A 26449-nucleotide genomic window follows, 5' to 3' on the forward strand; every position below is an offset into this window, starting at 1 on the left:
TAGCCGCCCTGTTTTCCAGCTGCTTTGCCCATGTCCGACGTTTTGGCCACTACTCCAGTTCAGTCCAGCCCACAAAGTGTGTTGCGGGATACGTTTGGCTACGACAGCTTCAGACCCGGTCAGGAGCAGGTCATCCAGGCCTGCCTGGATGGACGTGACAGTCTGGTGCTCATGCCTACCGGCGGCGGAAAATCGCTGTGTTATCAGGTGCCAGCATTGCTACTACCTGGGCTCACTCTGGTGGTGTCACCGCTGATTTCCCTGATGAAAGACCAGGTCGATGCGTTGCATGCCTCAGGCGTCAGTGCCGCCTATCTGACCTCGGCCCTGTCCCGCCCGGAACAATTGCAGGTATTGGCCGGCGTGCAGGACGGTAAATACAAATTGCTCTACGTAGCACCTGAACGGTTAGTGCAGCCCGAATTTATTCAGCGCCTGCAACATATCCAAATCAGTCTGTTTGCCATTGACGAAGCACATTGTGTATCCCATTGGGGCCATGATTTTCGCCAGGACTATATGGCGCTGGGGCAACTTAAGCATTTCTTCCCCCATGTGCCTATGATGGGGCTAACCGCCACCGCCGATCCGGCCACCCGTGTGGATATTCTGCAACAATTACGTTTGCAGCAGCCCATGGTCTATCAGGGCAGTTTTGACCGCCCCAACATCCGCTACACCCAGTTGCAAAAGTACAAACCCCTGGAACAACTGGAAAGCTACATAAAAAGCCAGGAAGGCAGCGGCATTATCTACTGCAACAGCAGGAAGAAAGTGGAAGATGTGGCCTTTAAACTGGCTAATCGCGGAATCAATTGCGCGGGTTATCACGCCGGTATGGAAGCGGACATTCGCGATATTACCCAGCGCAATTTTCTCAAAGACAATATCGATGTGATTGTTGCCACCGTGGCCTTTGGCATGGGTATTAACAAGCCCAACGTGCGCTATGTGATACACCATGACCTGCCCAGGACCATTGAATCCTATTATCAGGAAACCGGCCGTGCCGGGCGTGACGGCAGCCCGGCCGAAGCCTTGCTGCTGTTTGATGAAAAAGACGTGGCCCGTATCCGTGAATGGATCAGCCTGACCGACAATCCCCATCGCCAGGAAGTCGAACTGCAACGCTTTGCCGCCATGGAAGCCTTTGCCGAAGCACAAACCTGCCGACGCCAAGTCTTGCTCAATTACTTTGGCGAATACAATGCCTCGGCCTGCGGCAACTGCGATATTTGTCTGGACCCACCCAAAGCCTTCGACGGCACGGTAGCGGCCCAAAAAGTACTGTCCTGTGTCTACCGGCTCAATCAGTCCGCCGCCAGCCAATATTTGATTGACGTGCTACGCGGTAAAAAGCTCAAGCGCATTATCGACAGCGGTCACGACCAGCTCAGTACCTATGGAATAGGCAAAGACGAAAGTGACGCCTGGTGGCACAACCTGATTAACCAGTTGATTCATCAAGGGCTTATTCGGGTGGACATCACCCAGCATGCGGTGCTGAAGTTAAACGAAGCGGCCCGGGCGGTGCTTAAAGGAGAATTAGCCGTGAGTCTGGCCGTGCCGAGAATGAACCTGAATCTGGGTAAGAAAGCCAAGCTGGATAACCGCAATTACGATCGTGCCTTGTTTGCCAAACTGAAGAAACTGCGTAAAACCATTGCCGAGGAAGATGAAGTGCCACCTTTTGTGGTGTTCTCGGATATGACCTTATCCCATATGGCGGAGATTCTGCCAACCAGCAAACGAGAAATGCTCAATGTCAGTGGCGTCGGCCAAACCAAACTGGCTCGCTATGGGGATGCCTTTTTGAACCTTATTAGCGAACATCTGGCCGGCTAGGGTCGTCGCCCTCTAACAGCTTACGTACCCGCTCGGCAAAGGCCGGAAGCGGCCGCAAAGGGTCTATCCAACCTAAGCAATGCTCCGGCATCGGCAATTGTAAGTGCCCATAGCCAATTTTCACCATGCTGGCAGGCATTCTGCTCAACACACTTTGTCTTGCCAATAACAGGGCAAAGGGGCGACTCATTAGCAGTGACAGCGCCTGTTCAACACAGCTGCGCGGCTCCACCTCGTAGCCCCCGGTGCATTGCAGCACCAGGGCCAGCTCCCTCTGTAATAATGCATCCGGCTCAATCAGCAGGATACGCAGGGGCATTATTTACCCGCCGGATCCAAACTGGCGTAGAAAGCAGCCAGATTGGCAATATCATCGTCAGACAATGGTTTAGCCATAGGCGACATCACCATGTTCTTACGCTCACCATCCCTGAAAGCCTTCATTTGCAGCACCAGGTACTGTTCTTTCTGACCGGCCAAATTCGGATACATTGGGATTTGTGAAATTCCGTTCGCACCATGACAGGCCGCGCACGTAGCGGATTTGGCTTTGCCCGCAGCGACATCACCAGCCATCGCAGGCATCGCAGCACATAAGGCAAGGAATACAGCGAGTTTTTTCATATTTACTCCGGATTGTGTAGTTACAAGGTTACAATAGCCCATCTTTTTTATTTTCTATACGGCGCGCCTGTGTATTTGGCTCACACTTATGCTCAAACATTAGCCGACCTGGGTAGCAAGGTCAGCGTTCAGCCACCACAGAATGCAAGATTGGTGCATGTTAACCAATCCCTGTTGGCAGACCTTGATCTGGATCCTCAGTTTTTTGTGCAGCAGCAGTTATTTAACGAGCTATTCAGCGAAAACGGGCGTTTAAACCAGCATGCCATGGCGCAAAAGTACGGTGGCCACCAGTTTGGCCAGTGGAACCCGCAATTGGGAGATGGGCGCGGCCTGCTGCTTGGCGAAACCCGGGACAAGCAGGGCAAACCGGTCGATTTGCATTTGAAAGGCGCAGGGCAAACCCCTTACTCACGCTTTGGTGACGGCCGCGCAGTGCTGCGCTCAACCTTGCGCGAATATCTGGTGGGCGAAGCCATGCACCATCTCGGTATTCCCAGCTCCCGCTCTCTGTGCCTCATAAGCAGTGACGAACCTGTGATGCGCGAGCGCCAGGAAACCGCAGCCATGATGATCCGCACCTGTCAGAGCCACATACGCTTCGGCCATTTTGAGTATTTCTTTCACAGCGGCCAAAGTGACAAGCTACAGCGCTTATTTGATTATTGCTTCAACCAGCATTTCCCGCATCTGGCCGATACAGAAGACCGTTACTACCGTCTGCTAGAGCAGATAGTAATAGACACCGCGGAGCTTATCGCTAAGTGGCAAGCCGCTGGGTTTGCCCATGGGGTAATGAATACCGACAATATGTCTATCCACGGCATCAGCTTTGACTTTGGCCCCTATGCCTTTTTGGATGATTTTCAGCAGGACTATATCTGCAATCATTCCGACCACCAGGGCCGCTATGCCTTTGACCGCCAGCCAGGCATTGGGCTGTGGAACCTCAATGCCCTGGCTCATGCCTTTAGCAGCCATTTAAGCCTTGAAGAAATCAAACAAGCCTTAGGTCAGTACGAACCCAGATTGCTCAGCCATTACTTTACCCTGATGGCAGCCAAGCTAGGCCTGCAAGATGCCACCGAACAAGACGAAGCGCTGATCAGTGACTGGCTGAACCTGCTGGCCCGCGAACGGCGGGATTATCATGTAAGTTTCCGGCTGCTGAGTCATTTCCAGCCAGCGCAGCCCAATCCGCTGCTGGATCATTTTGTCGACCGCAATCAGGCCAAAGCCTGGCTCGACAGATACACCCAGCGCCTCAACCAACAAAGCGGCTCCCACGCCCAGCGGCATCAGCAGATGCTGGCCGTAAACCCTAATTACGTACTGCGTAATTACCTGGCCCAGCAAGCCATTGAACAGGCTGAGCAGGGGGATTTCAGCGAGTTTGAGCGCCTGTTTACGCTGCTAAGCCGCCCATTTGACGAACAACCGGCCAATGCACAATACGCCAAACCGCCACCGGATTGGGGCAAGAGTATGGAGATATCATGCAGCAGCTAAGCGGGATTCACTTTGTCATTGCAGACCCGTGCCTGAACCTGCAGGGTGTAGCAGATTTTTCCGACACCGGTATACAACACCTATCAGCCCAGCTGGCTACCACCTTGAACGCCCGTATGCTGGAGTTGGAGTGGGGTGCCGACCGCTGGCAGCGCCGTTTTGAACTGGATGGCCGACCCTACTTATTGTGTATGGAATCCTTATGCGAGGCGGTATGGATAGAAGCCCTGAAAGAGAGTGATTTTCCTTATTTGATCAGTCAGTTAAGACTGGTCGGTGCAGAGCTGACTGAAGGCAACCACTCAGCGTTTTAAGCACAATGTTATACAGGCATTAAAAATCAGGGCTTTTAAGCGCAGCCAAAGACTTTATACTGGCAACAGGACGCCATAACAATAATCAAAGCTGACGTTGAAATCTGTGCCTTTACTACTGCTGCTTGGGTACCTGTTAATCGGCCTGACGATGCCCTGCCAGGCCAAGCCGCTGCTGCTAGACTCCTCTTTCACACACCAGGAACTACGAGGCCAGGTTGAGTACTTGCGCGCCGAAAAGTACGCCCAGTTGTCTGATGTGCAATCGGCCCCCGACTGGCACACCGACCTGGATATCAGCCCGCTAGCCCCCAATCAAAGCCTGTGGGGTCGATTCAGCGTAGTGCAACAAGCCGGCAGTCACTCCCGCTTTGCCTTTGTTATCGCCAACCCCACCCTGGATGAAGTGGATCTGTATTTACTGGATGACAGAGGACGGATTCGCCGCTCGCTGATGATGGGCGCCATGCGGCCTTTCAATGCGCGGGAACTCAACCACAGACACTTCCTTATTCGTCTGGAAATGACGCCGGGAGAGCAACTGGATATCTACTTCCGGGTAGCTGACAAGGGGCCTCTGGTATTCCCCATCGACCTCTGGCGGGATGAAATACTGATCGCCGAAGAACAGCTCAACCTGGCCAAAATTGGCATGATAGGTGGCGCACTGGCGATACTGGCGTTTTACTATCTGATCACCTACGTGTTACTGCGCAGCCCGGTTCGGTTCTGGTTTTCCATGGCCAGCTTCAGCTTCCTGTTGCTGTTCCTCAACGTGGAAGGACTGTTGGTGCAAATTGTACCGGCGCTTTCCAGCTATATCTCAATACTGACCCTAAGTTTGGTGGCCCTGGCACTCTTTAATGCCGCTAAGGTGTCGCATTTGATGCTGCGTGGCGTACCGCTTTACTGGCGCTACGTGTCCTATAGTGCCTCTTATTTGCTGCTGCTCAGTGCCTTTGTTCTGGACGACTACTGGCAAATTGTTACCGCCATTGGTCTGGCCGGAGCTACACTGGTTGTGCAACTGGGTTTGTCCTGGCGTTATAGCGATCGCAAAGACGGACGCCCCAATCGGCTGTATGCCATAGGGTGGTCCACCATCAGTTTGATTGCCTTGTTGCAGTCGGCCTGTTATGTCAGCGGAATCTTGTTAGGCAGCACGTTCAGCCTGTATATGACACTATTGATGCTGCTGGGTATCTTATTGATCGCCCTGGCAGTAGAAACCCACCAGCAAGCACAAGTGTTGTCCCGCTATGAGCGCCAAAGCAACACTATTAGTGACCTGCGCCGCTTCTACGAGTTGTTCCGCAATTCCGCCGAAGGCTTATATACCTCCACCTTGAGTGGCAAGCTGATTACCACCAACCCGGCCATGTGCAAGCTGTTCGGTTATGACAATGAGCAACAGATGCTCAAGGAATGCAGCAATACCTCACAGTTTTATGCCAACCAAACCGACCGCCTGACCCTGGTTGAAGAACTGGTTAAACAAGGGGTGGTAATGGGCCGTGAAATACGCGGTGTGCGACGCGATGGCAGCCCGTTCTGGTTCTCTATCTCGGTGCAGCTTCGTCATGAACATCACGAAGACTATCTGTTCGGCACCATTTTCGACATTACCGAACGCAAAGAGTCCAGCATGAGCCTGGAGTATATGGCCACCCATGATCCGCTGACCGGTGTATACAACCGTCGCGAGTTCGAGCAGCGCCTGCGTAGCGGTCTGAATCAGGCCAGAGACGCCGAACAAGAACTGACCTTGCTCTATATGGATTTGGACCAGTTTAAGGTGGTTAATGACACTTGTGGGCACAAGGCCGGCGATATATTAATCAAGCAATTGTCTCAACAGCTCAATCAGGTGGTGGAAGGTCGCGGTATTCTGGCCCGTCTGGGCGGCGATGAATTTGGCGTGCTGCTGGAAAGCGAACAAGCCAGTGAAGAAAACGCCTACCTGCTGGCCAATAAGCTGCTGAATGTGGTGCAGCAGTTCCGTTTTGTCTGGGATAACCGCATCTTCACGCTAGGTATCAGCATTGGCTTAGTCCCCTACCATAAGGCCATTCATTCACCGGAACAGCTGCTCAGTATGGCCGACTCGGCTTGTTACATGGCCAAGGAGCAGGGCCGAAACCAAGTACATATCTACTCCAAGCAGGATGACAAAATTCAGCGTTATGAAACCGAGTTGCATTGGGTATCGCTGATTAATAAAGCCCTGCAGGAAGACAGGTTTGTGCTGTACTACCAGCACTACCACCCCTTAAATAAGATGTCCCACGGCCATCATTATGAAATCCTGCTGCGTATGCAAGGAGACGACGAGACTCAGATAGTCACCCCGGATGTCTTCCTAACCGCGGCAGAACATTACAATCTGACTGCCCAAATTGACCGCTGGGTGGTAGAACACTATTTCCGTTGGCTGGCCGACAACCCTCAGCACAAAGACAACCTGGTGCGCGCCAACATTAACCTCAGCGGCCACTCGCTGGGGGATAAGGAATTGCGCCTGTTTGTACTCAATGCCTTTGAAAAATACGGTATTCCCTATAACAAGATCTGCTTTGAAATCACCGAAAGCATGGCGATTATCAAAATGGACGAGACCCTGCAGTTTATTAAGACCTTCCATCAGTTGGGTTGCACTTTTGCCCTGGACGATTTCGGCAGCGGCTTCTCTTCCTACGGCTACCTGAAAAGCTTACCGGTCAACTACGTGAAGATTGACGGCGGCTTTGTGAAGGACCTGCTGGTCGACCCGGTGGATATGGCCATGGTCAGCTCAATAAAAGACGTGGCTAAGGCCATGGGCATGAAGACCGTGGCGGAATTTGTCGAGAGCAAAGAAATCATGGTTGAGTTGGGTAAAATGGGGGTCGATTATGCCCAAGGTTACGGCGTTGCCAGACCTGCGCCTCTTCATGACTTTACCCCTCTGGCGTAAACAACTTTTTCTCACCACCAAGAACACGAAGAAAAACAATACCTTTCAAAGGCTTGATGGCTTTCTTGATCCCTTCGTGCTTTTCGCGCCCTTCTTGTTGATTGGGTTTTTATTTCTCACCACGAAGCGCACCGAGAGCACGAAGAAAAACAATACCTTTCAAAGGCTTGATGGCTTTCTTTATCCCTTCGTGCTTTTCGCGCCCTTCTTGTTGATTGGGTTTTTATTTCTCACCACGAAGTACGCCGAGAGCACGAAGAAAAACAATATCTTACAAGGGTTTGGGGCTTTTTTACCCCTTCGTGCTTTTCGTGTCCTTCTTGTTGATTGGGTTTTTATTTCTCACCACGAAGTACGCCGAGAGCACGAAGAAAAACAATATCTTTCAATGGCGTGGTAGTTATAACCCGTTGTGCTTAATAGTGTCCCGCAAGCAGCCTTTAAGTACGGGCTCACAGCGCCGCAGCGGTGAATAAGATTTGGCAGCATAGCGAGGCGTATTTTCCACAGTTCAACTTATTAGATTAACCAATTCACTTTTTTGATTTTCCATTCAGCGCCAATGTCGTTATATTGTGCGTCCCTTGACGGCCCCTCCTGCCAGGCAGAGCCGATCCTGTACTAAACTCGAGAAAACAACCAAGTTCAGATCATGACCAACGCGGATTCGCCTTTCGAATACATCAGCAGTGCCAAACTCCCTACCCGTTTTGGCCAGTTCACTATCCATGGCTTTGTAGAAGTCGCCACGGATCAGGAGCATGTAGCCCTGTCTTATGGCGAATGGCAGGACGATGAGGTCGTGCCGATCCGCATCCATTCAGAATGTCTGACCGGCGATGCCCTGTTCAGCACCCGTTGCGATTGTGGCTTCCAGTTGGAAAAAGCGCTGCAGAATATTGTCGAACATGGCAAAGGCGTCATTCTGTATTTGCGCCAGGAAGGCCGTGGTATTGGCTTGCTGAATAAAATTCGCGCCTATCATCTGCAAGACAACGGCATGGATACCGTAGAAGCCAACGAACACCTGGGTTTTGATGCCGACTTACGCGATTATCGTATTTGTCGCTTTATGTTGGATCATCTGCATATCCACAAGGTGCAATTGATGACCAATAATCCGCGTAAAATAAAAGCGCTAACAGATCTGGGCATTGAGGTAGTAGGGCGCACCCCAATAGATCACGGTATCACCGACGACAACAAAGGCTACATTCGTACCAAGACGCAAAAGCTTGGTCATGAGTTTGACCCCCATCTGCTGAAATAATCTGACCTTTCTTGTAGGGGCTGTTTTTCTCTCAAGTAGAGATATTGTTCAAATCCAGCCCCCCTTCTGGTCACGACGCCGGGCTGTGAGCCTAAGTCAAAGCCCGGTAACACCGAGCAGAAGGGCTGAGTTTAACTCTTTGCTCGCGCTTGCGGGCTCGTTCTACGACATTATTATTCATTCATGTAGAACAACTACACCAGATTCACTCTGCCTTGTATCAAGAGCCAAAAACTGCTGCAAAATCATACTCAAAAGAGTATCCCCCTAACCACTTTCACTACTATGATTTAGCTTAGAGCTAAACCAGATTGCAGTATTGATGATGCCAACGCTATCTACCGACTCAATGTCAGCACTGACCAAAGAGCAATTGCTCACCATTATTGATGCCCAAACTGACATTATTGGGCGCAGCCTCAGCCTTACTGAGGTAATGCAAAAAATGGCGGTCCTGGCAGAACAACTAACCTTTGCTTCCGGAGCGGTAGTGGAAATTCTCGATGGTGAGGAGATGGTCTACCGGGCAGCCACCGGCAAAGCCAAAGACCGCCTCGGTATGCGTTTGCACAAGGATAAAAGTCTGTCGGGTTTGTGCATTAAGGAAAACCGGGTATTGAACTGCCAGGACGCCTTGCATGACCCCAGAGTAGACAAGGATGCCTGTCAGAAGGTGGGGCTGAGTTCCATGTTGGTGGTACCTTTGGGTTACCAACAAAATACCGTAGGGGTGATCAAAGTATTCTCTACTGCAACCGCTGCCTTCGATGACGTAGACACCCTGATACTGAGCTTGGCAGCGCAGGTGATCAGCGCCGCCATTCACGCCTCATTAGGCAAACAGCCTTAGTTTCCCGTGCCGTATTTCGCCACAAAGGCATTCACAAAACGTTGCGGCGACTTAGCATCCATATTGAAGTACAACGACGGCTCGATTAGCTCTAGTTCCATAACCGCAAAGCCATTTGGCGTGCGAATAAAATCCAGTCGGGCATACAAGGGCTCATCCGGGAGAGCCTTTAAGGTGCGCTTGGCTAAATCCAGCAACTCTGGTTCTGGCAAAATGGACACCAACTTACCGCCATGCTCTTCCTGCACTCTGAAATCCCCACTGGCGGGGCGCTTAACAATACAATGGCTATATTGCTGGCCAAAAAAGAACAGTGAATACTCACCTTCATCCACAATATTTTGTATAAAGGGTTGTAGCATATGAGGACGGCCCTTGAAGCACGCCGCCAGGTGATCTTGCTGGTGCTGGATATCAGCCGCACGCAACCGGTATGTGTCATCGGCATTAGCGCTGACCAGGGGCTTGATAATCAATTCATTACACTCAAAGTGGCGCAGCGCGGCCAGACAGTCCGCAAGATTAAAATCCTCTTGCCACAAAGTCGGCACTATAGGTATGTGTCGGGCCTGGATATCCCGCAGATAGCCCTTATTGATATTCCAACGAACCAAAGGCAAAGAATTGGCAAGCAAGGCACCGGACTGTTCAATGCGCGTAAGACAAGCTAAAAAAGCCTCGGGGGCTTGCTGGTAGTCCCAAGGGCTGCGGATAACCACCACATCAAAACGCCCCCAATCTGCTTCGGGGTCGCGCCAGGATAAGGTTTCAACCTGCCAGCCCTGCTCGGCCATAGGGGCAAACAGCAATTCATCATAAACAAAATAGCCATCCAGGCTGTCCATACTCAAAAAGGCGCAGGTTTTCATAAGGCTTTACTGATTAAAGTGACAGCGGCACTATAGCCGCCAATCATTCCACAGAACAAGATGTTGGCCTTGCACGGCATAACAGTGAAAAGAAGCAATGATTCCCTCTTGATTGGGATCAACCAGCTTCTATGCTGACTGTATTACCCTGTCAGCAAGGCTAAATTCAGGCTTGCCCCTGGGCAGCTCAAAGGGAAACAAAATGGAAACGGTACATACCCTCAATGCGGTAAAAATGGGCATAGATACCCACCAGGAGCCCGTTGTGTACATGCGCGAAGATTGTCACGTATGTAAGGCCGAAGGCTTTACCGCCAGCAGCCGGGTGTTAGTCACCCATGGTAGTTATATGATGGTAGCCACCCTGAACGTGGTGGAACAACAGGTTCTGGAACCCGGTACTGTGGGCTTATCGAATATTGCCGTACAGCGCCTGCGAGCCAAAGACGGTGATAATCTGTGTATAGGTCACGCCCCTTTGCTGCAATCCATGAGTGCGGTACGCAAAAAGGTTTTTGGCCACGCTCTGAGCGATGACGAAATGCAGGATATAGTCGAAGACATCGCTGCCCACCGTTACAGCGATATTGAGATTGCCAGCTTTCTCAGTGTATGTGCCGGCAGTCGCTTAAACCTGGACGAAATTGTCAGCCTGACCCAAGCCATGGTCAGGTGTGGTAAGAGTTTAACCTGGCCAGGCGAATCGCTGATTTTCGACAAACACTGTATTGGTGGCATTCCCGGCAACCGCACTACGCCTATAGTGGTGTCTATTGCCAGCGCGGCTGGCCTGACGATTCCCAAAACCTCATCCAGGGCTATCACCTCACCGGCCGGTACCGCTGATACTATGGAAGTGTTAACCAAGGTTGATCTGCAATTAGTCGATATTCAGCGTGTTGTGGCACAAACCGGTGCCTGCCTGGCTTGGGGCGGCGCGGTCAACCTCAGCCCGGCCGATGATTTACTGATCCGTATTGAGCGCGCACTCGACTTAGACGGTGAAGGGCAATTGATAGCCTCTGTGCTGTCCAAAAAGATAGCCGCCGGTTCTACCCACGTGATCATTGATATTCCGGTGGGCGACACCGCCAAGGTTCGTACCCGCCAGCAGGCAGACCGCCTGTCAGCCCTGTTTACCCAAGTAGGTGAAGCCTGCGGCATTTATGTGCGCTGCGTAATCACCGACGGTAGCCGTCCGATTGGCCGCGGCATTGGTCCGGTAGAAGAGGCCCGTGATTTACTGGCCGTATTGCAAGGGCACTCCGATGCCCCCCGCGATCTACGCCATCGCTCCTTGCTGCTCGCCTCCCATATGCTGGATTTAGCGCAAAATTGCGGGCCGGAGGCGGCTTTACTGCAAGCCACAGATATTCTTGAATCCGGTCGGGCCTGGGCCCAGTTCAAACTGATAGTCGAGGCTCAGGGCGGTCTGCAGAGCTTACCCAGCGCGCCTTTTGAGCACTTGCAAATCAGTCAGCGTAACGGTGTACTCGTCAGCATTGATAATCGCCGTCTGGCACGGCTGGCTAAACTGGCTGGCGCCCCCTTTGATAAAGCAGCCGGGCTGCGCCTGCATGCCGAAGTAGGGGACCGCCTGACATTACATCAACCTTTATTTACTCTGTATTGTGACAGCCTTGGCGAACAGGAATACGCCATGGAGTATTATCACAACAACCAGGATATGTTCTGCATCGAGGAACCCGCATGAGTTTGAGTCGTCCATTGGTGTTATTCAGCCCCGCCCCACACCCCTTGCAATTACCGCTGTGCAAACAGTTGGGCGCAGAACAAGGGCAGTTGGAAAGCCGCTTGTTTCCGGATGGCGAGTCTTACCTGCGCATTCTGAGCGAGGTGAAAGACAAAGATGTGCTGGTTCTGATTGACCTGGTGCATCCCAATGATAAGTATCTGCCGCTGATCTTCCTGCTCGATACGTTGAAGGAATTCGGTGCGGCCTCGGTGGGTATCCTGGCCCCCTATCTAAGTTATATGCGCCAGGACATTCGTTTCCATGACGGCGAAGCCATTACCTCAAAAATCTTCGCCGCCGCCTTATCAAAGCACATGGATTATCTGGTCACCGTTGACCCTCATTTACATCGTTATCATAGCCTGGATCAGATATACACCGTACCCAGCCGGGTGGTGCAGGGTGCGCCAGCCCTGGCAAACTGGTTGAAGGGCAGAGAAAACCTGCTGTTGGTAGGGCCGGATGCAGAAAGTGAGCAATGGGTTGCCGGCATTGCCGAGCTCTGTGGTCACCCCTTTGTGATTGGAGAAAAGCAGCGCCACGGCGACCGCGATGTGGAAATTACCTTGCCAGGACTGAGCGCGCATCAACACCGCACCGCGGTGATTATTGATGATGTCATCTCCAGCGGCCAAACCATACTGCAATGCATGCAGGCGTTAAATCAGGGTGGCGTCGCCCAGCAGGAGTGCGCCGCCGTACATGGGATTTTTGCCGAAGGTGCCGCCCAAATGCTGCTGGACGCGGGTTTGCAAGCGCTGGCCACCAGTAACAGCATTACGCATTTCTCCAATGCCATTGATTTGAGCCCCTTGCTACTCGAACCAATCCGGCAATGTCTGGACAAAGTTAGTAAACCGTAGCCGCAAACAACCAATGCTCACACCACTACTGATTGTGATAGGCTGGGCCCATACCAGTGGCAGGGAATGCTTAAGATGCGCTTAGCAATATTAGTTATATTATCAACCGTTGCCTTTGCCAGCGCCGGTCGGGAGCAGTTGCTGGCCTGTCTGGATGAATTCCCACCCTATCAGGTTCTGAGCGAGCCCCCTATTGGTGAGCACGTTTCTGCCTTGAGACAACTGGGCACTGAACTGGCACTGGAGGTTGAGTTTGTCACCGAGCCTAACTTCAACCATTGCCTGAAGCGGCTGCAGCAAGGTTCCGCCGATGTCATTGCCGGCATTCTGGATCGCGAGGAGCGCCGCGACTATCTGCATCTGTTGCCCATGCGCCATGACACTGCGTATATTTTTGCCACCCGCCCGGACGCCGCGCCTATCAATAGCTATGAAGATCTACACGACCGGTTAATCGGCGTGACCGAAAAGGTCTATTACTTTGAGCAGTTTGATCAGGATGAGAGCCTGCAAAAAGTCGCCCTTAACGATGTGCATCTCACCTACAAGCTGTTGCTGGCTGGGCGCGTGGACACAGTGATCAGCAGCCTGGAAAACCTCACCGCCATCTATGCCAGTGACCCGGAGCTAAAGGACAAAATTCTTATTCAGCCTTTTACCCATGAATTAAATCGTGTGGTGTATTTTGGTTTTTCTAAACATTCTATCCATGCCGCCCGGCTGGAGCAGATTCGCCCCAAGGTAGAGGCGGCTTTTGCGGCAGGCAGGTTTGAAGCTGCTATACATCAGTTTGCTGCCGACCACCCGCAGTATTATCAGGTTAAGCCACACAAAAAGTAGCGGCTAATCCAGCGAACAGGCACCGCTACCCACTTCAATCTCAGTAAAGTAACGGTTTGCCGTCAGCGCCTTAATGCTGCGCACCTGATTCAGTTCCACTTCAAACTGCCCTTGCTCACCTTGCAGAACTAACCACTCTCGCCCTGCCTGTGTGCGGGTAGTTATGGCCTTACCCTGGTTTTGCTGGCCGTCCAGCATCCGTAGTTCCAGCTCGTAAGCATATAGGCAGGCCACTTCGATATAGTCATGCACGGCGCAGTCGATAATCTTGCTAGTCGGGTTTTTCATCATTTTATCCAACCTTTTACGCCCACCACCAAAAAAAGAAAAAACTTATGGAATCAATACCTTTCAAAGACTTGACGGCTTTCTTGATCCCTTCGTACTTTTCGTGTCCTTCTTGTTGATTGGTTTTTTATTTCTCACCACGAAGTCCACCGAGAACACGAAGAAAAACAATATATTTCAAAGACTTGATGGCTTTCTTGATCCCTTCGTGTATTTCGAGTTTATTGAGTTTTGTTTTTCACCACGAAGTACACCAAGAGCACGAAGAAAAACAATATCTTTCAAAGGCTTGATGGCTTTTTTGACCCCTTGGTGTATTTCGTGCTCTTCGTGTTTAGTAACGCCCTGCCCAACTCGGCCTTCGCAAGAGCTGCCATTTACTCGCCTGACGGGCAGCCTTGCATAGGGATAATAGCAAAGCCTTGTTGTTCAATACTGGACCGTACCGCGGCATTGGCCATTTCAGCATGGCAAAAATCGCAACGCTGCTGACTTATCTCGGCCTCGCTCACACCGATATCGCGTAGATAAGCGTCGGCAAATTGTGCCGCCTGGTGGCGGGCTTGTTCAGTCACCAGCACATCAAAATGATAATACTCACCGCTTTTTGTATTCACATGGGTATCGTAAACCAGAACTTGCATGTCTATTCCTTAATCAGATTAAGGCGGCAACCTCGGTCGCCGCCATGACCACTAACGCAAATCGCTCAGTGCTGCACCAAAATTGATATGAAACACCTGACCGTCTACGACCAACGCAGGCACAGACTTAACACCCAGCTTATCGGCTTCAGCCACGCGCTGTGGCTGGTCGCCAAAGTGTACAATCTCGACATTAAAACGACTGGGATCCAAAGCGGCTGCCAGGCTTTGTTCGGCATCAACACATACCGGGCAACCGGCGTGATAGAAAACTGCATTGCTTTTCATGATAATCTCCTGTGGGTTAAAAGCATGGCTATTACACCCCCGCAGCATCCGTAAAAATAGCAGGCACAAACTGGTAAGCCAGGTACCAAATGGAGCATCTTTTTGATTAATAAAGAGAAAAAAATTCAAACAAATATGACGGTGCATGCCATGGTGGAAAGCATTGTGGGCTGTAAATGGTCGTTAACCGTGCTTAGTTTGATTCGGCAGGGTATTAATCGCCCCGGCGCCATGCAGCGTGAAGTGGAAGGCCTGACCACCAAAGTGCTGAACGAACGGCTGGTTAAACTGACCCGCTTTGGCATTGTGAAAAAGCATATCTATCCTGAAAGTCCCCCAAGAGTGGAGTATCAATTCACCGACTTTGGTCAGCACTTCTTACAGATTATCGATAGCATTGAAAAGGTCCAGGCCGAGCTGGCAGACCCTTCGCTAAGCAGCAAGTAACAGCCGGAGCGCTAATCGTCAGGGCCGAATGTCTTAATAGGTTTTTCCCTTAGTCCCAACACTTTACCTCAACCATGCTTGAGGTTTTATCCTGCCTGCAAATTGAAAGGAGGATAAAACATGATGCATTTAGAACACTTAAATCTGGTCGTGCGGGATATAGATAAGGCGCTGGCCTTCTATGGCGCCGCCTTCCCCCATTGGCAGGTACGCGGCGGTGGCCGTCAGAACTGGTACGGCACCGAGCGCAACTGGCTGCACTTTGGTGATGATTATCACTACCTAGCCCTCAACGACAGCGGTACAGGCGAAAATCGCGACCTCAGTAGCAATCAGGTAGGCCTGGCCCATTTTGCCTTTGTGACCGATAACCTCGATGCCCTGATTAGCCGTATGCATGCCGCCGGCTTTGAGCCCAGCAAAGGCGCGCAAAGCACCTATCGCAGTAATGCCTATTTTATTGATGCCGACGGCTTCGAAGTGGAATTTGTGCAATACCACAGCGATCTGCCCAGCCAGCGCAATCACTACGAATAAGGACAAGCACCATGAACCTGAACCAAATTACCCTGCCTGTGAACGATATGCAGGCCGCCGCTAATTTCCACCTGCAACTGGGCATGACACAAATAGTTGATACCCCGCACTACGCGCGCTTTAGCTGCCCCAAAGGCGACAGCACCTTCTCGCTGGCCCTGCAGGCCGAGGCGGTGCAAAACCAATCGGTGATCTACTTTGAATCCGACAATCTGGACGAACAGGTAAGCGAACTGCAAAGCAAAGGCATCAACTTCGACCAGGCACCACAGGATATGCCCTACCTATGGCGAGAAGCCATACTCCACGATCCGGCAGGCAATAAAATCAAACTCTTCCATGCGGGAGAGAATCGCCTGAATCCGCCCTGGCGGGTGTAGTTCTGACCTCGGTCAGACTCCTGTTGGAATCAATGCCAACCCACAGTAGCAAGCACAGTGACAAGGCAGGGCCTCTCGCAGTGACGCTATGGCGCTGAGAAAAGCTCGTAGATCGGAAATGGCACCTTATCTGCTCTGTGTTCTCTGCGCCTCTGTGGTTATTTGTATTTTGAACTAATACGTCAGGCTGAGGGAGATTAGGCCTGATTCAGTAGCGGCCAAACTGTCTGACTGTGATGAGCCGAATAAGCCGATTATTCGGCTCATGGCTTGGTGTTACAGAAGCGATACTCTCCACCTGATTTCTCCGCACTCAGAAATGAAGAAATAATATTATAAAACAACACCTTGAACCATGATAAACATGAAAAACAGGTGAATTTCTGACAAGGTTCCGCCCATTCCAGCTTGAGCCGAATATGGCTTTTGTTCCCACAGATTCAGAAAGTAGTCAGAAAAATATCTGTTTCACCACAGAGCAAACGTTTTACTGGCTGGCTAATCAAATTTGACATTTCAATAGCCGTTGCCAAAACTTTAACTTTATGGATGAAAGTTTGAATGGAATCCTCACATGAGTACAATCCCTCCACTCCAGAAGTTAAACGATCATGATCGTAATGAGCTGAAACGTAAATGTCACAATCAACTTAATTGGTCTGACGGTGGTCACTGGGTCGGAGTTGGGCATAAACCCAACTGTTTTATAAATGAACAAATAAGTAGTCGTTTAACACACACCATAAAGTTTCCAACGGATCAATCTGCGAACAGATGGAATACCGACTGGGAGACAAGCATTAGGTATGCAGGACATCTAGGTACTGCTGCTCTAACCACAGCAGTGGGGTTAGCGACTGGGGGTGTCGCCGGAATTGCTGTAGGTACACTTGCCGCCATTTTTAAAGACGAACTTCAGGCAAAGATTCCATACCCCAAAATGTACCGTGGTTGGTCTTATCAAGTTGAATTTGTTCATCAGTTTAAGTGGTCGCCTCATCCATGGGGACAAAGAGAACTAATTCAAACCATCTCATCTAAATCTATCAATCATGAGGATAAAGTTGTCGCTGAAGCAAAATCGGCCAGACGTTACAAACTTGACGAGTTGCCGGAAGATATTGCAAGACTGTTAGCGACAGCCAAATCCACAAGTTCAGTTTCGGAGTTCTGACCATGATTGCAAAAACAGGCTACTTTCTAATCGCAGTATTGCAGCTGCTCATACTTGGCGCTTGTTCTGCCACAGAAGCGAATATCATTGGTGAATGGAAACTGCAGTCGGTGACATACGCAGATGGCTCAGTCAATAACTTGGACGACGGCAACCAGGTCATTATTCATGAGAATGAGATTATCGAGCAAATCAAAGGGCATGGCCGCCGCAGCTACCCATACACTCGCAAGGGCTTAGTACTGATGCTCGAGCCAGCGGGTGAGCAAGTTGAATGGCAGATTCTGAAGGCCGAAGCTAACGCAATGGAAATACTCACCCCAATCGGCACCTACAATCTGCACCGTATTCAGTAAGCATCAATCACCATTTCACTGCCTGGTATCGAGGGATAACACCCTCAAAAACTCTGTGTTCTCCGTGCCTCTGTGGTTATCTACCATTTTGTTCAGATCATATTCACCGCAGAGCCGCAGAGGGCACTGACCAGCCCCCAACAAAGAGATCCACAATGTTGATGAATTTGGGCAAGATATAACCCTTGAGAGGGACTTGCCATGAAATCAAAACGCTTTTCTGTAGAGCAGATTGTATCGGCGATAAAACAGCACGAAGCCGGTCTCCCTATAGCCGAAATATCACGCAAATTGGGCATTGCGGAAGGCACGTTCTATGCCTGGAAGAAAAAGTATTCTGGGCTTGAGTCCGATCAGGTTCGCGAATTGAAGCAGCTTCGAGAAGAAAACGAAAAGCTTAAGCGGATTGTTGCTGACCTTACGTTGGACAAAGTTATGTTGCAGGATCTCAATGCCCGAAAGTGGTAAGCGTGTCGCAGCGCCGTAAAGCGGCACGCCATTTGATGTGTCTTTATCATGTGAGTGAGCGTCGAGCATGTCGATTGACTGGATTAAGTCGTACAGCTTGTCGTTACCGACCCCGCCGAGAGCCCCAGGAAGCTCTCAGGCAGCGTATTGTTGATATTGCCTCAGCCCGCGTCCGTTATGGTTACAGGCGTATTCATGTGATGCTCAAGCGAGAAGGAATTCACGTAAATAAGAAGCGAGTCCATCGCTTGTATTGCATTGAAGGTCTTCAGTTACGGTCGAAGCGCCCCAGGCGCAATGTCAGTGGAGCCATCGTAAACGAGATTACATTGCTAGTAGTCAGCCAAATGAGTCTTGGGCAATGGATTTCGTTTGCGATCAATTAACAACCGGAAGTAAGTTTCGGATTTTGACAGTTGTGGATACCTTTACACGAGAATGCCTGGCCGCAGATATCGGCGCCCGGTTGCGCTCAGAGGATGTGGTTAGGACACTCACCAAGCTTTGCCGTCTTCGAGGTGCGCCAAAACGCATCCATTGCGACAACGGTAGCGAATTTGCAGGACAGATGACGGATTTGTGGGCTTACACAAACAAAGTAACCCTCGCATTCTCAAGGCCAGGAAAACCAACAGATAACGCATTTATTGAGTCCCTGAATGGAAGCTTTCGGGATGAATGTTTGAACTGTCACTGGTTCGAGTCACTACATGATGCTAAGTTGAAAATTGAAGCTTGGAGAAATGACTACAACAAGAGTCGACCTCACCAAGCGCTAAATAACTTGTCGCCCTTGCAGTTCGCGGCATCCATTGAAAACCAGCCAGCTCATTTCATCGGATGAGTGGGTCTAATAATGGGGGCCGGTCATTTATTGGAAATCTCATCAATGTCATGGTGTTAAATTCGGGGGAAAGGTCAACCGCTTTTAAACGGGCGCGCATGCTTTCTGTGGCGGCGAGGTCGGGGTAATCAGGGTTATTGGCATGCAGCAGATAACTGCCATCAGAGGTTTTTCGTATCACCCGCAGCAGATATTGGCTATTACCGGTTTCATCCTGCCGTTCTATAGCCAGGGTTTGGCCGGTAATAGAACCGGCATGTTCGGGAGTAATCCATTCCAGTAACAGCAAATCGCTATCTTCAACAGCCTGCTTACCGCCGTTCATGGAATTGCCACTGGCCCTGGCCAGAAAATGACGCTCGGGCTCAAGCTGGCCGCTATAACCTTCAACCTGTTGCATCTCTACTTCATCAGCACGACCAGTCTTAAAATGGCCACAGGCAATTTTAAGGTTGGGGAAATAGGGTAAAAGATGCTCCGGCGGAATATCTTTGGATATCGATGGTCGCACAGACTGTAACTCAACCACCTCCGCCAGGGTTGGTTGCTTGCTTTCGGTTACCCCAGTATCCTGCACTTCCACAAAGGTGTCTTTAGCCAACCACAACTTGGCGCCAGTGCTGCTAGCCACACTGTATGCCCATTTGCTGACGGCCAACGACTTTTGTACATCGCAGTAGAAGTAATTTCCTAACTCGCTGGCCAAGGTATGGGCATGCACTACCAGATTCTGTTCCTGCCAGTTGTGCCTGTGTGGTATGGCGGCCAGATGATCGCGTTTGCTGTTATTACAAGCGGCATGAGCAGCAACAAAGTTATGCCCCAGATCGGTGGAATAACGGGCAAAAGGAATAAAATGGTCAACCGCCACTTCACTACGCATAGGCTTGCGGCAATAAAAACAGATGTTTCGCTGAATCTCTACCAGCACCGGTTTTGCCTTTATCAGAGTATTGCGGTCAACGCCGAACAGGAAATCCTGTAGCTGACTCTGCGGGCCAATTAAATGCTGATTGAATTTAATACTCTGGATTTTCTGCAACCAGGCGTTTCTGGCCAGATACACCACCAAATCATAAAAACGTCTGAAACAATGCGCGATTCCGGCATTTAGCCGGATATACTTCTCACCCTTTTGGTGTGGGTATAAAAAGCATTCATCCTGTTTGGACAAAATTTGCAACCGCCACAACGGCCCTTCTTTCAGGGTGTTCAATGTGGCCCGGTAAATCTCTGGCCACCTCTCGCTGCCTTTGAGTTGACGAATATTGCGTATGCCCTGGGTTTGGCAGTCATACAACAAGCTAATCACTTTCGACTGATTGCCGGTATTTTGCCGTAGCAACGCATCTGCGCCCTGCTGTCCGGCGGAGAAAGGTACGGCATGATGCCAGTACAGCACCAGAAACTTGTCCACCAGTTCGTCTAGCATAATCACGCATTCACTGGACTCGTCTTGTAATGGGTGCTCAATACAAATGTCGGCAAGCGCATGTAGCAAGGCATACTTGTACGTGGCGACAAAATCCCCCTCTACCAGCAAGCGCTGAATATAGGCAATAAAGGCAAGCTGCTGTTCCATGGCTGTCATAGTGTTACTTCATCTGCTCAAGGATGGCGTTCAGCCATTTTTCCTGATCTCTGCCCGGTCTGCGATCTTGCGTTATCCAGCATTCGCGAATACTAACAGGCGTTTGTTGCAGCAAATCCGCCAGACCCGTTTCGGTTAAATCAGTAAAACGCCGGTCACCGCGCAGCACTTCGCCTTCACCATATTTAAACGAGCAATATATCAGCCCGTTTTCAGTCAACTGCGCAGCCAAATGGATAAAGGTGTCAGACAAGTCGGCCAGAGGCACATGCAATAACGACGCACAGGCCCAAACAGCATCAACAGGAGAATCCGCATGGAAATCCATAAAGCGGCAGTGCCGCACATTCAGCCCGGTATATTCCCGCGCCAATGCCACCAACTCAGCAGACGCATCAAAAGCCGACACCATAAAACCCTGCTCAGCAAAATACCGCGCATCCCGCCCAGAACCACAGCCTGCATCCACTATATGGCCACCCGGCCTAAGCATCGGCAAAACCCGCTCATACAAAGGCCGCATATCCACCGCCTGGGTATCTTGAAAAAACTGCGTAGCGTTCTCTTGGTAGTAATCTGATGGCATTTTTTATTGGAAAAATCCCGTATGGTCAGTACATTAGCAGATAAAGGTGTTAGTTTGCAGCTTGTGATTTAAGACGACCGTACAGAGATTTAAGTACACAGGGAGTGTCAGCATGGAGCAGCTTCTAAGCGAAGCCGTCAAGATGATGTGGTGGCTGGTACCCATTGCATTGCTCGCCGGATTCATAAAGTCTCCCTGGTTTAAAGGGTGGTTTGGTGAAGCATTGGTGAAACTCTTTGCCAAATTCAGGCTACCGACAGATGTCTATCACCCTATTCACAACGTTACCCTACCAACGGTCGATGGTACGACCCAGATTGACCATATTTTTGTATCACGCTTCGGCGTCTTCGTAGTTGAAACCAAAAATGTCAAAGGCTGGATATACGGTAACGAACGCCAAGCCCAGTGGACCCAAAAGATCTTCAAACAATCCTTTAAGTTTCAAAACCCGCTGCACCAGAACTTTAAGCATGTGAAAACACTGGAGCAACTAATGGAGCTGCCTTCTGAGGTAATACATTCAGTGGTAGTTTTTACAGGAGACTGCACTTTTAAAACCGCGATGCCAGCTAATGTTACACAAGCAGGCAGTTACACCTCATACATCAAGTCTTTCAAAACGAATGTTCTATCCGACACTGATGTTCAGCGCATAGTCGACCGAGTCATTTCCACAAAGCTGGATGCCACATGGCAAACCCATCGACAACATGTTCGACATCTTCAATCACGCAACGACCCATCTTCAAATAGAAAATGCCCTAGATGCGGGAGTGAAATGGTGCTCCGCACTTCGTCTAAAGGCAAAAATGTGGGTAATCAGTTTTGGGGCTGTTCGGCATTTCCCAAATGTAGGATGGTGCGGAATGCCCGCTAACTAGCCGTGCAACTTTTTAATCGAGAGAATTCGTACATATTACACCACAATAGGAATTTATTTCTGGTAAAAACTAGCACTTAAATTAAAAATAATATGGAGGTTACATAAAGTATGAAAGTTATTATTGTAAGATCATTGAAATTCTTCGATGAATATTATGGATATTTTATTTTCTCTAGTACAATTGCATCTTTATCATCCATATGGTTTTGGGCAAATAATCTTGAATTAATATTCAACACAACTGTCTTAATATCATTCATACTAATTTATCCAGGAATTTTCTTTGCAACCACAAGGAAAGTAAAAAACTTTGATAGAATAACGATCTCAATCAAGGGGATATTCATACTTTACCTAGAAGTTATTGTCGCTTTCTCAGGAATTTACATCTGGCTAACCATATTCTCAGAAAATCAGGCATTTCATGGTTTAGAAAACACTGAAATAATATCAATAACTAAGGATTCCTTTATTTTCAAAGACTATATAAAGGAATTAATACCATTTGTCATTGATGTAATTCACTTTTCGATTGTAACTGCAACAACTCTTGGATATGGAGATGTCTACCCTAAATCATCCTTGGCAAAAATAGTTGTCGATATGCAGGTTTTATCTTCTTTAGCAATTGCAATTTTTGGTGCAGGAAAATACTTCGACCCTAAGAAAATATAACAATATAACTTCGATTCAATAATATTATGAAAGGTATGCTCACAGAGAACTTTATAATTATCCCATCACAGGAATAGTTACCATGTCAGATTTTTTGTCAATCGTAATTAGTGTTAGCGTCGTGATTGCGGCAATGAGTGCCACGCTAGTTCCCATGTATATCTTGATTAGACAACGTGAGAAAAAACTGCGACTTCCAATAGACAAAGAACAGCTCCTACGACTGCCTGGTTATGGCTTACAAGAAGAATTAAGAGATAAGCAATTTGCGATACTCGGCTATCTGGTACTTGGCTTGTATGCGGTGCTTAGCCCATTTGCTTTCACCTCGATTAAAACCCATATCAATACAGGTACCTTTCCTTACTTGTTAAGTATTACAGCTTTAGGTTGCTTGATCTTCGTCGCATTCAAAACTGTTCAGAATTTCAATCAACTGACCAAGCTAAGGCTTGGCCATGCCGCAGAACTAGCCGCCGCAGGAGAGCTGATGCTTCTCCAAGCGCAAGGCTATCAAATTTTTCATGATATTCAGGCGGATAAGTTTAATATCGATCACTTGGCTATTGGCCCTAACGGCGTATTTGCTATAGAAACCAAAGGCAGACATAAACGCACCGAAGACAGCAAGGAAAACCATAAAATGGCGTTTAAAGACGGCAAGTTAGTATTCCCGTCTTGGACAGAAGCAGACCCGATAGATCAGGCGCTTCGCCAAGCTAAGTGGGTAACGCAATGGCTATCAAAAGCCAGCGGAGTGAAAATCACCGCAGTACCTGTGCTGGTTTTCCCTGGTTGGTTTATCAATCTGCAATCCCGCCCACCTTTCCCTATTCTCAACCATAAGCAGTTGGCAACCGCCTTGCCGCGCTCGGGTAATACCCAACTAAGCCAAGAGCAAATCAATGCTATTTGCTACCAAGTCGCCCAACGTTCGGTGCAGGGACCACCAACTAAGTAGCCTATATCGAACGCCCTCATCGTGGTCAGCTCATTAGTTTTTTTCCAAGTTGAATGCAATAGGGCCATTCCTTGTAACCCCACAAACCCTTGACTACTATTTCACCAACAGGAGTACCCTCAGCCCCAGACGATAAAAGGACTTTATCATGAGCGAAATTCTTCTTTGCAATCGTTCACTAACCCCACAAGCGCTGTTGTTTCAATGTGGAATCAACATTGAGCAGATCTCTACTGCTAGCTGCGCTAGGCCCGATGTGATGGCGGCCAATATGCCGTATTTGCTTAACGCAGATGAACCCAGTCGCAGTATTCTCAATCAGCTTGCTGCCAAACCTGTTGCTGAAGAACTGACTAAGCTTTCACTGGCTTTGGGTGGCGACAATGTGGTCGCCCTCGCAGACGTAACGGCTAAGCTGCATGAATACAATATTGGGCTGATCGGTGCCTCAACCAGTGTTTATGCTGAGCGTGTTGGGGGCTTTGCCAAGTCTGTACAAACTTATCAAAACGCGGTGATGGAGTTTCGCCAGGCTATTGAAACCAAATCGCCTTTACGCGCGGCGTTAAAACAAAAAGCCCATATCGCCTACCAGGCTATGCAGCGGCAATTCGGCAATGAACTAAAAGTCGTGAATGCTCAGGTGCGATCGAGACGGGGTACGCCACTGAGCAACCCCAAACGGGCAACAGATATCGCCACAAGCAGCCGCACTGTGGCTAAGCTAGATGTAATGAGCCAAGTGCAAGCTAACAACCTTGTAAAACTAACCAAACACGCCAAAGTACTAGGTAATGGACTAGCTGTAATCGACTTTGGAACCCGTGTAGGTAATGTACATAATAGCTATCGCTCGGGCGGCCATTGGGAGCGTGAGTTGTTTATTGAATCAACCAGTTTCGCCGCAAGTGCCAGTGCCGGAATAATTGCAGTAAACGCAGGAGGTGCGGCCCTAAGTTTATTAATGGTTGCAACACCAGTCGGTTGGGTTGGCCTAATCATTGGCGGTCTTGTGGTTGCGGGATCCGCTGCTGCTTTATCTATTGAAGTCAACAATGCGGTAAAGGAAAGCAGCGGAACTTGGTACGATAAAATTTTGGCCGCAATAGGTGCTAAATGACTTTGTTCTCACAGCTATTGGGTATTGGAATGCTCTTTGTTTTCTTTGCCCTGATTCTTTACGTAGTGTTCGGCCAGATAACGGTCAAAAAGTTAAGAAAAAATCCGGAAACTAAGGAGAGTCTGGGGATCGAGTTTGCCAGTGGCTGGGATATCTTAAACGTTGCCCAGGCTTTAGCCCTACCGAAAAGCTGGTGCAGGAAACTCGAAAGCAGCCCATTATCGGGCTTATATGCTAAGTCAGAATTACTAAGACAAAACACCTCCAGTTTCGATAAAGCACTGGCGTTTATATTTTACTGGCTGTTCACCATATCTGGTTTTTTTATGATCTTACTTGTTGTCTTAAATTCAATCGGTGTTTTCCCAGAATAAAGGCGTTGGAAGCTAAACTTTTCGCCATTCCAGCTGCGATAGGTTTTCTCCCATATATTCTGTACGTGCTATTCGGCCAATGTGATTGCCTCTTCCGCAAAGTGACACTATAGTATCACTCTCGATTTCGTTCAGGGTGAGCCATGAAAGTTGAACTGGTTACAAATCTTAAGCGCCAAGCCACAAAAATCTTGGCAGACCTGCATCTGTCCAAGGAGCCGGTACTGATAACAGAACATGGCCAACCGTCCGCTTATCTTGTTGATGTGCAGGATTACGAGTTCATGCAGCGCCGACTTGAGCTGCTAGAGGGGCTCTCACGAGGAGAGCGTGCTGTACTTGAGGGAAGAACGTACAGTCAAAGTGAGGCCAGAGAGAAAATGAGTAAATGGCTGAAGTAATCTGGACTGAGCCTGCTCTTCAAGAATTAAATGCGATTGCAGAGTATATCGCTCTGGACAATCCTGCCGCAGCAAGCCAACTGGTAAAAGAGGTTTTCGATAAAACCAACCGGTTGGAAAGCTTTCCCCAATCAGGACGGATTCCTCCAGAACTCCCTAATTCGGTATACAGGGAGGTAGTGGTTCCACCCTGTCGCATTTTGTATCGTGTGGATGAAAGTTGGGTTCTCATCATCTATGTCATGCGGGAGGAGCGGCAACTTCGTGCGTACATGCTTGAAAACAGCTAAACAGTAGCGTCACTCGGATACCATTGTCTGAGCTTCGCGGCTCTCAACACATGGCCGGGCGTTAATCTCCTTAGTCAACATCCTGTCTTTTTAACGCTTTTTTGTAAGCTTCGTGGTGAGAGTCTTTTAGCAACAAAACGCACAACCAGTTGTCTTATCCCCTAACAATTTTGCCCTGCGGCTTGGCTTTTACCCTGAGGTAAATAACGATACCCTCGAAGTCAGGCCAATCAGGTATTTACAAGGAGAGGCGATGAATACGTTGAAATTGCTGGATCAGTTATTGAAGTCAGGTAGTTCCCAAAACGCTGGCGGACAACAGGCGTCATCCACTGGCGGCTCGCCGTTATCGGGTTTATCCCAAATGCTGTCGGGTAAAGGCGGTGCAGCGCTGGGTGGCGGTGCATTGGGGTTGTTGCTGGGCAGTAAAAAGGTCGCAAATTAGG

Annotated in this window: 31 protein-coding genes and 1 pseudogene; 24 read left to right on the forward strand and 8 right to left on the reverse strand. The window is 49.4% G+C overall.

What is annotated here, in order from left to right; genetic code table 11:
• The first annotated feature begins 30 nt into the window (after positions 1–30).
• Positions 31–1845 (forward strand): DNA helicase RecQ, encoded by a 1815-nt coding sequence (gene recQ, locus IEX02_RS04710; protein WP_188690973.1) that lies wholly within the window; start codon positions 31–33, stop codon positions 1843–1845.
• On the opposite strand, the gene IEX02_RS04715 is transcribed toward recQ, so the two are convergent.
• Positions 1823–2164 carry a hypothetical protein gene (locus tag IEX02_RS04715; RefSeq protein WP_188690976.1) on the reverse strand — a complete coding sequence of 114 codons (342 nt, stop codon included), beginning with the start codon at positions 2162–2164 and terminating at the stop codon, positions 1823–1825. The genes recQ and IEX02_RS04715 overlap by 23 nt on opposite strands.
• On the reverse strand, positions 2164–2469 hold the full coding sequence (locus tag IEX02_RS04720; RefSeq protein WP_188690979.1) for a c-type cytochrome: 306 nt from the start codon (positions 2467–2469) through the stop codon (positions 2164–2166). Before IEX02_RS04720 ends, IEX02_RS04715 begins: the two co-directional genes overlap by 1 nt.
• 69 nt (positions 2470–2538) lie before the next feature.
• On the opposite strand from IEX02_RS04720, the gene IEX02_RS04725 reads away from it, so the two are divergent.
• The 6 genes from IEX02_RS04725 to IEX02_RS04750 all read left to right on the forward strand — a co-directional run bounded on the left by IEX02_RS04725 (position 2539) and on the right by IEX02_RS04750 (position 9365).
• Positions 2539–3978: a protein adenylyltransferase SelO gene (locus IEX02_RS04725; protein ID WP_188690982.1), complete on the forward strand. Its 1440-nt coding sequence runs from the start codon at positions 2539–2541 to the stop codon at positions 3976–3978.
• Positions 3966–4292, forward strand: a complete 327-nt coding sequence (locus IEX02_RS04730; protein ID WP_188690985.1) for a DUF3630 family protein — start codon at positions 3966–3968, stop codon at positions 4290–4292. Before IEX02_RS04725 ends, IEX02_RS04730 begins: the two co-directional genes overlap by 13 nt.
• A 106-nt stretch (positions 4293–4398) precedes the next feature.
• The gene (locus tag IEX02_RS04735; RefSeq protein ID WP_229702110.1) at positions 4399–7245 is read left to right on the forward strand and encodes an EAL domain-containing protein; all 2847 of its coding nucleotides are present in this window, start codon (positions 4399–4401) and stop codon (positions 7243–7245) included.
• Entirely contained in the window at positions 7184–7645 is a 462-nt protein-coding gene (locus tag IEX02_RS04740) for a hypothetical protein (protein ID WP_188690989.1), read from the forward strand. The genes IEX02_RS04735 and IEX02_RS04740 overlap by 62 nt, the downstream gene beginning before the upstream one ends.
• 252 nt (positions 7646–7897) lie before the next feature.
• Complete coding sequence (gene ribA / locus IEX02_RS04745) at positions 7898–8515, forward strand: GTP cyclohydrolase II (protein ID WP_188690992.1); 618 nt, start codon at positions 7898–7900, stop codon at positions 8513–8515.
• A 322-nt stretch (positions 8516–8837) separates the two neighbouring features.
• Complete coding sequence (locus IEX02_RS04750; protein WP_188690995.1) at positions 8838–9365, forward strand: GAF domain-containing protein; 528 nt, start codon at positions 8838–8840, stop codon at positions 9363–9365.
• Here the strand turns inward: IEX02_RS04750 and IEX02_RS04755 are convergent.
• Positions 9362–10234, reverse strand: a complete 873-nt coding sequence (locus IEX02_RS04755; protein WP_188690998.1) for an ATP-grasp domain-containing protein — start codon at positions 10232–10234, stop codon at positions 9362–9364. The two genes, IEX02_RS04750 and IEX02_RS04755, sit on opposite strands and share 4 nt — an antisense overlap.
• 202 nt (positions 10235–10436) lie before the next feature.
• Here IEX02_RS04755 and IEX02_RS04760 point away from each other — a divergent pair, with 202 nt between their 5' ends.
• The 3 genes from IEX02_RS04760 to IEX02_RS04770 all read left to right on the forward strand — a co-directional run bounded on the left by IEX02_RS04760 (position 10437) and on the right by IEX02_RS04770 (position 13693).
• Positions 10437–11948, forward strand: a complete 1512-nt coding sequence (locus IEX02_RS04760) for a thymidine phosphorylase family protein (protein WP_188691001.1) — start codon at positions 10437–10439, stop codon at positions 11946–11948.
• The gene (locus IEX02_RS04765; RefSeq protein WP_188691004.1) at positions 11945–12853 is read left to right on the forward strand and encodes a ribose-phosphate diphosphokinase; all 909 of its coding nucleotides are present in this window, start codon (positions 11945–11947) and stop codon (positions 12851–12853) included. Before IEX02_RS04760 ends, IEX02_RS04765 begins: the two co-directional genes overlap by 4 nt.
• A gap of 75 nt (positions 12854–12928) precedes the next feature.
• Positions 12929–13693 carry a substrate-binding periplasmic protein gene (locus IEX02_RS04770; RefSeq protein ID WP_188691005.1) on the forward strand — a complete coding sequence of 255 codons (765 nt, stop codon included), beginning with the start codon at positions 12929–12931 and terminating at the stop codon, positions 13691–13693.
• Between the two features lie 3 nt (positions 13694–13696).
• Here IEX02_RS04770 and IEX02_RS04775 read toward each other — a convergent pair whose 3' ends face one another.
• From IEX02_RS04775 to IEX02_RS04785, 3 genes are all read right to left on the reverse strand, one after another.
• Positions 13697–13984 carry a Rho-binding antiterminator gene (locus IEX02_RS04775; RefSeq protein ID WP_188691008.1) on the reverse strand — a complete coding sequence of 96 codons (288 nt, stop codon included), beginning with the start codon at positions 13982–13984 and terminating at the stop codon, positions 13697–13699.
• Between the two features lie 374 nt (positions 13985–14358).
• Positions 14359–14625 carry a DUF2024 family protein gene (locus IEX02_RS04780; protein ID WP_188691011.1) on the reverse strand — a complete coding sequence of 89 codons (267 nt, stop codon included), beginning with the start codon at positions 14623–14625 and terminating at the stop codon, positions 14359–14361.
• A gap of 51 nt (positions 14626–14676) precedes the next feature.
• The gene (locus IEX02_RS04785) at positions 14677–14913 is read right to left on the reverse strand and encodes a thioredoxin family protein (RefSeq protein ID WP_188691014.1); all 237 of its coding nucleotides are present in this window, start codon (positions 14911–14913) and stop codon (positions 14677–14679) included.
• A 150-nt stretch (positions 14914–15063) separates the two neighbouring features.
• Between IEX02_RS04785 and IEX02_RS04790 the strand changes: the two genes are divergently transcribed.
• From IEX02_RS04790 to IEX02_RS04815, 6 genes and pseudogenes are all read left to right on the forward strand, one after another.
• Positions 15064–15360: a winged helix-turn-helix transcriptional regulator gene (locus IEX02_RS04790; protein ID WP_229702111.1), complete on the forward strand. Its 297-nt coding sequence runs from the start codon at positions 15064–15066 to the stop codon at positions 15358–15360.
• Positions 15361–15480: 120 nt separating this feature from the next.
• Positions 15481–15897: a VOC family protein gene (locus IEX02_RS04795; RefSeq protein ID WP_188691017.1), complete on the forward strand. Its 417-nt coding sequence runs from the start codon at positions 15481–15483 to the stop codon at positions 15895–15897.
• Between the two features lie 11 nt (positions 15898–15908).
• Entirely contained in the window at positions 15909–16277 is a 369-nt protein-coding gene (locus IEX02_RS04800; RefSeq protein WP_188691018.1) for a VOC family protein, read from the forward strand.
• 574 nt (positions 16278–16851) lie between these two features.
• Positions 16852–17451 carry a hypothetical protein gene (locus IEX02_RS04805; protein ID WP_188691021.1) on the forward strand — a complete coding sequence of 200 codons (600 nt, stop codon included), beginning with the start codon at positions 16852–16854 and terminating at the stop codon, positions 17449–17451.
• Between the two features lie 2 nt (positions 17452–17453).
• A complete protein-coding gene (locus IEX02_RS04810) occupies positions 17454–17807 on the forward strand; it encodes a hypothetical protein (protein WP_188691023.1) in 354 nt (117 codons plus the stop codon).
• Positions 17808–18008: 201 nt separating this feature from the next.
• Positions 18009–19119, forward strand: a pseudogene (locus IEX02_RS04815) (IS3 family transposase).
• Here the strand turns inward: IEX02_RS04815 and IEX02_RS04820 are convergent.
• Together IEX02_RS04820 and IEX02_RS04825 are read right to left on the reverse strand one after the other, a co-directional pair.
• Positions 19109–20710: a DUF8808 domain-containing protein gene (locus tag IEX02_RS04820; RefSeq protein ID WP_229702055.1), complete on the reverse strand. Its 1602-nt coding sequence runs from the start codon at positions 20708–20710 to the stop codon at positions 19109–19111. The pseudogene IEX02_RS04815 and the gene IEX02_RS04820 overlap by 11 nt on opposite strands.
• 4 nt (positions 20711–20714) lie before the next feature.
• Complete coding sequence (locus IEX02_RS04825) at positions 20715–21296, reverse strand: class I SAM-dependent methyltransferase (protein ID WP_188691026.1); 582 nt, start codon at positions 21294–21296, stop codon at positions 20715–20717.
• Positions 21297–21408: 112 nt separating this feature from the next.
• On the opposite strand from IEX02_RS04825, the gene IEX02_RS04830 reads away from it, so the two are divergent.
• The 8 genes from IEX02_RS04830 (at position 21409) to IEX02_RS20330 (ending at position 26448) form a co-directional block, all read left to right on the forward strand.
• The gene (locus IEX02_RS04830; RefSeq protein ID WP_229702056.1) at positions 21409–22176 is read left to right on the forward strand and encodes an NERD domain-containing protein; all 768 of its coding nucleotides are present in this window, start codon (positions 21409–21411) and stop codon (positions 22174–22176) included.
• Positions 22177–22290: 114 nt separating this feature from the next.
• Positions 22291–22857, forward strand: a complete 567-nt coding sequence (locus IEX02_RS04835; protein WP_188691030.1) for an ion channel — start codon at positions 22291–22293, stop codon at positions 22855–22857.
• Between the two features lie 82 nt (positions 22858–22939).
• Positions 22940–23818: a nuclease-related domain-containing protein gene (locus IEX02_RS04840; protein ID WP_188691033.1), complete on the forward strand. Its 879-nt coding sequence runs from the start codon at positions 22940–22942 to the stop codon at positions 23816–23818.
• Between the two features lie 148 nt (positions 23819–23966).
• Entirely contained in the window at positions 23967–24938 is a 972-nt protein-coding gene (locus IEX02_RS04845) for a BAR domain-containing protein (RefSeq protein ID WP_188691035.1), read from the forward strand.
• A complete protein-coding gene (locus IEX02_RS04850) occupies positions 24935–25312 on the forward strand; it encodes a hypothetical protein (protein ID WP_188691038.1) in 378 nt (125 codons plus the stop codon). Before IEX02_RS04845 ends, IEX02_RS04850 begins: the two co-directional genes overlap by 4 nt.
• Positions 25313–25455: 143 nt before the next feature.
• Positions 25456–25713: a type II toxin-antitoxin system Phd/YefM family antitoxin gene (locus IEX02_RS04855; RefSeq protein WP_022990189.1), complete on the forward strand. Its 258-nt coding sequence runs from the start codon at positions 25456–25458 to the stop codon at positions 25711–25713.
• Positions 25701–26003: a type II toxin-antitoxin system RelE/ParE family toxin gene (locus IEX02_RS04860; protein ID WP_188691041.1), complete on the forward strand. Its 303-nt coding sequence runs from the start codon at positions 25701–25703 to the stop codon at positions 26001–26003. The genes IEX02_RS04855 and IEX02_RS04860 overlap by 13 nt, the downstream gene beginning before the upstream one ends.
• A 253-nt stretch (positions 26004–26256) precedes the next feature.
• Complete coding sequence (locus IEX02_RS20330) at positions 26257–26448, forward strand: hypothetical protein (RefSeq protein WP_229702057.1); 192 nt, start codon at positions 26257–26259, stop codon at positions 26446–26448.
• Position 26449 lies beyond the last annotated feature (1 nt).

Origin of the sequence: Bowmanella pacifica (assembly GCF_014645355.1) — a bacterium.
Classification (GTDB): Bacteria; Pseudomonadota; Gammaproteobacteria; order Enterobacterales; family Alteromonadaceae; genus Bowmanella; species Bowmanella pacifica.